Origin of the sequence: Nostoc sp., assembly GCF_036917515.1 — a bacterium.
Lineage (GTDB): Bacteria > Cyanobacteriota > Cyanobacteriia > Cyanobacteriales > Nostocaceae > Nostoc.
Window position 1 is genome coordinate 1 of record NZ_JBALDE010000066.1, and the last position, 5290, is coordinate 5290.

Below are 5290 nucleotides of genomic sequence, written 5' to 3' on the forward strand. Positions count from 1 at the left end.
GTGCACAGTGCCGGACCTATAAAGAAAATGGGGGCCAAACTTTGTTGAAGATCATTTTCCCTCCCCAATGAAATCGTATACTGTTTTTTGAACAGAAACGTAAACCAAAGAGCACCAAGAAAAAAGTATGCAACAAAAGCAAGTAGCACGCCAAACCAATTTAAATCTGAAATTACATTAATCATTGTTCTATATTTCCTCTACTTTTAAGAATGTATCAGCAGTATAGAGTGGCGCAATGACAACCCCAATACGGTTCGGTTAAGGTTTAAGCAGTGTTGTATACAGAGAAGAAGAGTGTCTCAATTTTTGCGATTCTTTTGTGTATTGGTTTCTTGGAGGGAAATTTAGCTCTAGTTTTTTTTACAAGCGGGTTAGTTCTTCCTTCTGTGCCAGACCCGACGCGAACGCGTTCTGGTATCTGTTCGTCAAGAATTTCACACGCAAGCCAGGTCAAAAAAAAGGTATTTCTTCTGGCTCAATACGTTGAAACTTCGGGATAGCACGGCGCACCACATTCAGCGTTCCGGTAAAACTTAATCGTAGAGGGGAAATTTCAGCGCTTTGGGCAACTTGAAACATCAGCGATCGCTTGTTCTATCTTTGATGATGGAATTGCTGTTTGTAAGGCTTTAAACACCGTACCTGATTCTACATTCGGCACAAATAATCAGAATTCTTTGAGTTGCATTTTTGCCGTTTGCACCCTGATGACAATTATCAGTTTACATGGTTTCTGACCTGAATGGCACTAAGAAAAGCTCTGAGCATTGCAGGATATGCGCTACAGTTTTTAAAGCTATTGAACAATGTCGGCATCGGGCAGACGATTGTCCTTGATGCAGTGCTGCTCCCCTTGCCGCCAACTCTTGGAGACGCACTCGCGTTCGGCATCGCTGTTTTCGTTCAGCCCCCTTTGCGATCGCTACCCACCGATCAACAGCGATCGCTGTGCCTGACACAGACAGTGGAATTAGATGTACGGGTTGCCCAAAAAACCCAACTCTTGGAGACGCTGCGCGAACGGCTTCCCTCAGGGTAAACCCTCGATTGACATTTCTCAAAAAATTTGCCTGCACTGCCGCCTGCCATTTATTTTTTAACGGGACTTAAACAAAACAAGAAGGTAAAAAAGACTATAATGCTTAAATAGCACAGCTTTCACGTTAAAGTAAGCTGATGAAAGAAACGACTCCCGCAGCCATGCCTCCATGCTTTCAAAGATGGTGTGAGCGATTTGATGATGTTTTTACTCATAACCCTTTTTACCCCTGAATACTCGTAATTTTATAAATGCACCTAAAAATCCGAAATATTGTGCAGTAAGGTTGTATATTACAGTGTTACTATTGAATCTAAGTGCAAGCTGATGGTAGAACCTCTAACGGCAGCAGTAATTGTCTGTTTATTTTTCTCAGAGGCAATTAAAGAAGGTGAAAAAGCTTTAACTAAGTGGGTTTCTGATACATTTGCTCAACTAGTACCGCACGGCGTAAATAGAGATCCCATTTTTTACGACTCAAACTAATGGTCAAAATTAAGTTGTGAGATGGGAACAAAACTTACGCCAACGTGTACTAGTACATAGACTGATAGGTTAAGCCGAATTCCTAAAAAAAGCCCAGAGGACGTAAATGAAATAATTAACATAGCTCATCGTGCTGAATCATAAGCATCGTGCTGAATCAAAGGATCTGAAGCAGAATATATGACTACGGTAATCTTTGTACATGGAACGGGAGTGAGAGAAGCTGTGTATGCATCTACATTTCTGCACATTGAAGAAACTTTCAATAACTTTAAACGAGATATCAAGCTAGTTCCCTGTTCTTGGGGTGAAGCTTATGGAGCAAAGTTTAATGCTGCTCGTGAGTCAATTCCTAATTATGATTCAGCAAGGAGTCAGTCAAACAGCAACGAAGATTATCGGGTTCGGCTTTGGGATTATTTGTATAAACAACCACTATTTGAAATTCAAATTTTATCATCAAAAATCTCTCAAGGGATACCTGCTGTTCCACGACCAGGACAGCTGACTCCATCACAGCAACTAAAAAAGAGAGTAGAACAGTTAACTACTTCCTCCAACCTACAAACTGAAATTAAAAAGGCTGGGATTGCTAAGGAGGTATTCGACCAATCTCACCAGGCTGTTATAGAGTCACAGTCATATGCCAGGTTGTTGGAAAAAGCATCAGGATCTTTGGATGAATATTATGCAGCGATCGCTAGAGCAATTGTAGCCGAGGTGATAAGTTTGTGCAATCAGCAATGGATTAATACTCCAATTCTGTTTAATCCACACTTACGAAATCAGATTGTAGACTTGATCAATAAAGAATTAACCCAAGATACCCAATCACGAGGACAGTTCGGGAATTACGTAAAGGATTTTCTTGTAAATTTGGGAGGTCAGTATTTGCAGGGAAATCGAGAAATGTTCATTGATTTCTCCTTTGAGTTTAGTGGAGATATCCTCCTCTATCAAGCAAAGGGAAAAAAGATTCGCGAATTTATTTGGGATCAAGTCGAAAAAGCGAATGCGAACTCTCCTGTCGTTCTGCTTGCTCATAGCTTAGGAGGTATTGCTTGTGTAGACTTGCTGGTTAATAAGTTAAAGAACCAACCGAAGAATGAGTTAGAAAACCAACCGAAGGTTGACTTATTAATTACAGTTGGCTCACAGGCTCCATTTTTATATGAGATTGATGCATTGCAAAGTTTATCTTACGGAGAGTCTCTACCAGAGAACTTTCCGAAATGGTTGAATATTTATGACTTACGGGATCTGCTGAGTTATGTTGGCGAGCGCGACAAGTTATTTGCTAGAAAAATAATAGATGTTCAAGTTGATAACCAGCAATCCTTTCCAAATTCTCATGGAGCTTACTGGTATAACGATGCGACATGGAATGCCATTTTACGGGAGTTACCATGACAAATCCTCATATTAACCCTGAAAAAACTTATGCACTGGTTGTAGGAATTGAAAAATATACCGCCGGTTCAGACTGGAATCTGAATGGACCTGCAAATGATGCTATACAGTTTGCTAATTGGCTTCTTGATAAAGGAGTCAAATCAGAAAATATATATTTGTTTGTGTCCCCTTTGAATGAAAATAGGGATTTATTGAATAGGAGAAACATAAAAGCACAGGCTGCTAATGGAAAAAATATATACAATATAGTTATCAGTAAATTGCTAGGCGAAAATGCGGTCGGTGAGTTGCTGTATGTGTTCTGGGGAGGGCACGGTTACAAAGTTAACTCGAAGAACACAAGACGTATACTCTGGTATAGCGACACTGACAACGAGAACTGCAAAAGCCTTGACATTAAGTCACTCACAGAAGCACTGAAAACCTCCTTCCAGAACAAAGGCTTTGCTACACAGATATACTTTATTGATACTTGTGCAATCTCTGTTGGTCACGAACACGATCTCATACTTAAATGGGAGTCAAGCACAGACGATTTCACTCCAAATGGTCGAGAGAGTAGAAATGAACAATTCGTGTTGTTTGCCTCACCAGAGGATGAAGCAGCAATTAATGATAATAAGGCAGGCTCTGGCAGTTTTTCAAGCGTTGTTATGAATGAGTTAAAGCAACTAAGAGAAGGTTGTTTTTTACCCGCCGATCTGGCCGAATTGACCAAAAAGGTAACCGAACAGAGTACACAAAAACCAGTCTATTTTTGGGTTCATAAGTTGGATGGAAGTGAAGAAGAATGGGTAAACTCTCCAATTAAAAGTTCCGGTGCTACTTCCACCACTCTGATTACAACTCCACTAAATTTAGACAATTGGGTTGGAAGAGAAGATGATATTAACCAATTGCAAACTTGGCTGGCGAATACAGAGGTTAAGACCATTGGCATCCAAGGTTTTGGTGGTGTCGGGAAGTCAACTTTAGCCGTTTATCTTTATGAGAAAACTGATAAAGCTGGCTTTGAAGGTAAATTTTGGGCAAATGTTAGCCTAAATACCAATTTTACTGTCTTTGCTGAGAAGATAATAACTAAATTCGGTGGGCAAGTAACTGACCGAGGAGATATCAACGAGTTGGTAAATGACTTGCTCAATTGTCTAAACGAGCGTCGGTACTTGCTAGTGGTGGATAACCTAGAAACCCTGCTGAATAAATCGCGGCAATGGCAAGACTCAGGATATAAACAATTTTTCGAGAGTTGGCTAAAACAAGGACGTAAGAGTACTGTCTTACTGACAACCCAAGTAAAGCCTATTCTGTTTCAACCAGAATCTTGGTGGTATCTCTTAAAAGGGATGAAAATCAGTGATGGTGTCAAACTATTAAGAAAATTTCAAATTCAGGGATCTTCACCCGAAAAAGAAACCGCAGAACTGGAAGCTTTTGTTAATTCTGTTGATGGTCACCCCCTGATTTTAGAGCTAGTAGCCCAGTATTTACGGGCATATTGCAACAATCAATTAAATTGTGTCCAGGAATTAAGACTACAGCAGTTTCAATTAGTTGATAACGGACAAAGACCCAACTGGGAAAACCCAGACAAGTGTTTATCATGGATTTTAAAAAAGCACTTTCAGCGCTTGAACCAAAATCAAAAAGATTTCTTGTTAAACTTGAGTGTCTACCGACAACCTTTTAGCAATGAGGCAGCACGTTGTATGTTGACCTCAGATGAGAAAAAGAACGATCGGCACCTACAGGAATTGTTTAGCTGTTCTTTCTTGCTGAAAACTGAAGATGGAAAATACCTTTTTCAGCTTTTTGTAGAGGAATACGTCCACCAAGTCATCGACGAGCAATCTAAGGATTTAACTCCTGCACACTGGGAAGCATTCAATTACTATATCTCACATCGAAAAGAACTATCTTTAGAGAAAACCATAGAAGATGTAACAGAATACTTAGAAGCTTTCTATCATTTGTGTCAACTAAAAGAATATGCCAAAGCCTACCGTCTTCTAAGATACTTTGCTCAGTTTGTTAGTGCATGGGGTTACTACTCAATCTTGGTTGATAGGTATGAAAAATTGATGGAGAAGCGACTACTTTTTACCGAACAACTAAGTCAACAGGATTTGATGGATTTATTTATTACGTTAGGTAGTCTTTACGTTTACATAGGCAACTCAGAGCAGGCAATTAAGTACCATCAGGAGTCTCTATCTATTGCACGAGAACTTGGTGACCGTCAGCAAGAAGCAGGATCTTTGTGCAATTTGGGTCATTCCTACAGTTTACAGGGTCAAAAACAAGACTATGAGCAGGCGATTAAATGCTATCAGCAAGCACTGCCAATTT

General features: G+C 39.9%; 5 protein-coding genes and 1 pseudogene. 4 read left to right on the forward strand and 2 right to left on the reverse strand.

What is annotated here, in order from left to right:
- Both V7K89_RS08075 and V7K89_RS08080 read right to left on the reverse strand, forming a co-directional pair.
- Positions 1-185, reverse strand: a 185-nt coding sequence (locus V7K89_RS08075) for a DUF1761 domain-containing protein (protein ID WP_335186014.1), incomplete at its 3' end; no start/stop codon positions are given.
- Positions 186-453: 268 nt separating this feature from the next.
- Positions 454-591, reverse strand: a pseudogene (locus V7K89_RS08080) (IS4 family transposase); the annotation flags it as partial.
- A gap of 154 nt (positions 592-745) precedes the next feature.
- On the opposite strand from V7K89_RS08080, the gene V7K89_RS08085 reads away from it, so the two are divergent.
- The 4 genes from V7K89_RS08085 to V7K89_RS08100 form a co-directional block, all read left to right on the forward strand.
- A complete protein-coding gene (locus tag V7K89_RS08085) occupies positions 746-1042 on the forward strand; it encodes a hypothetical protein (protein WP_335186016.1) in 297 nt (98 codons plus the stop codon).
- 327 nt (positions 1043-1369) lie between these two features.
- The gene (locus tag V7K89_RS08090; RefSeq protein WP_335186018.1) at positions 1370-1528 is read left to right on the forward strand and encodes a hypothetical protein; all 159 of its coding nucleotides are present in this window, start codon (positions 1370-1372) and stop codon (positions 1526-1528) included.
- A 180-nt stretch (positions 1529-1708) separates the two neighbouring features.
- Complete coding sequence (locus V7K89_RS08095) at positions 1709-2938, forward strand: hypothetical protein (protein ID WP_335186021.1); 1230 nt, start codon at positions 1709-1711, stop codon at positions 2936-2938.
- Positions 2935-5290: NB-ARC domain-containing protein (locus V7K89_RS08100; protein WP_335186023.1), on the forward strand; the 2356-nt coding region annotated here is incomplete at its 3' end. The genes V7K89_RS08095 and V7K89_RS08100, both read left to right, overlap by 4 nt.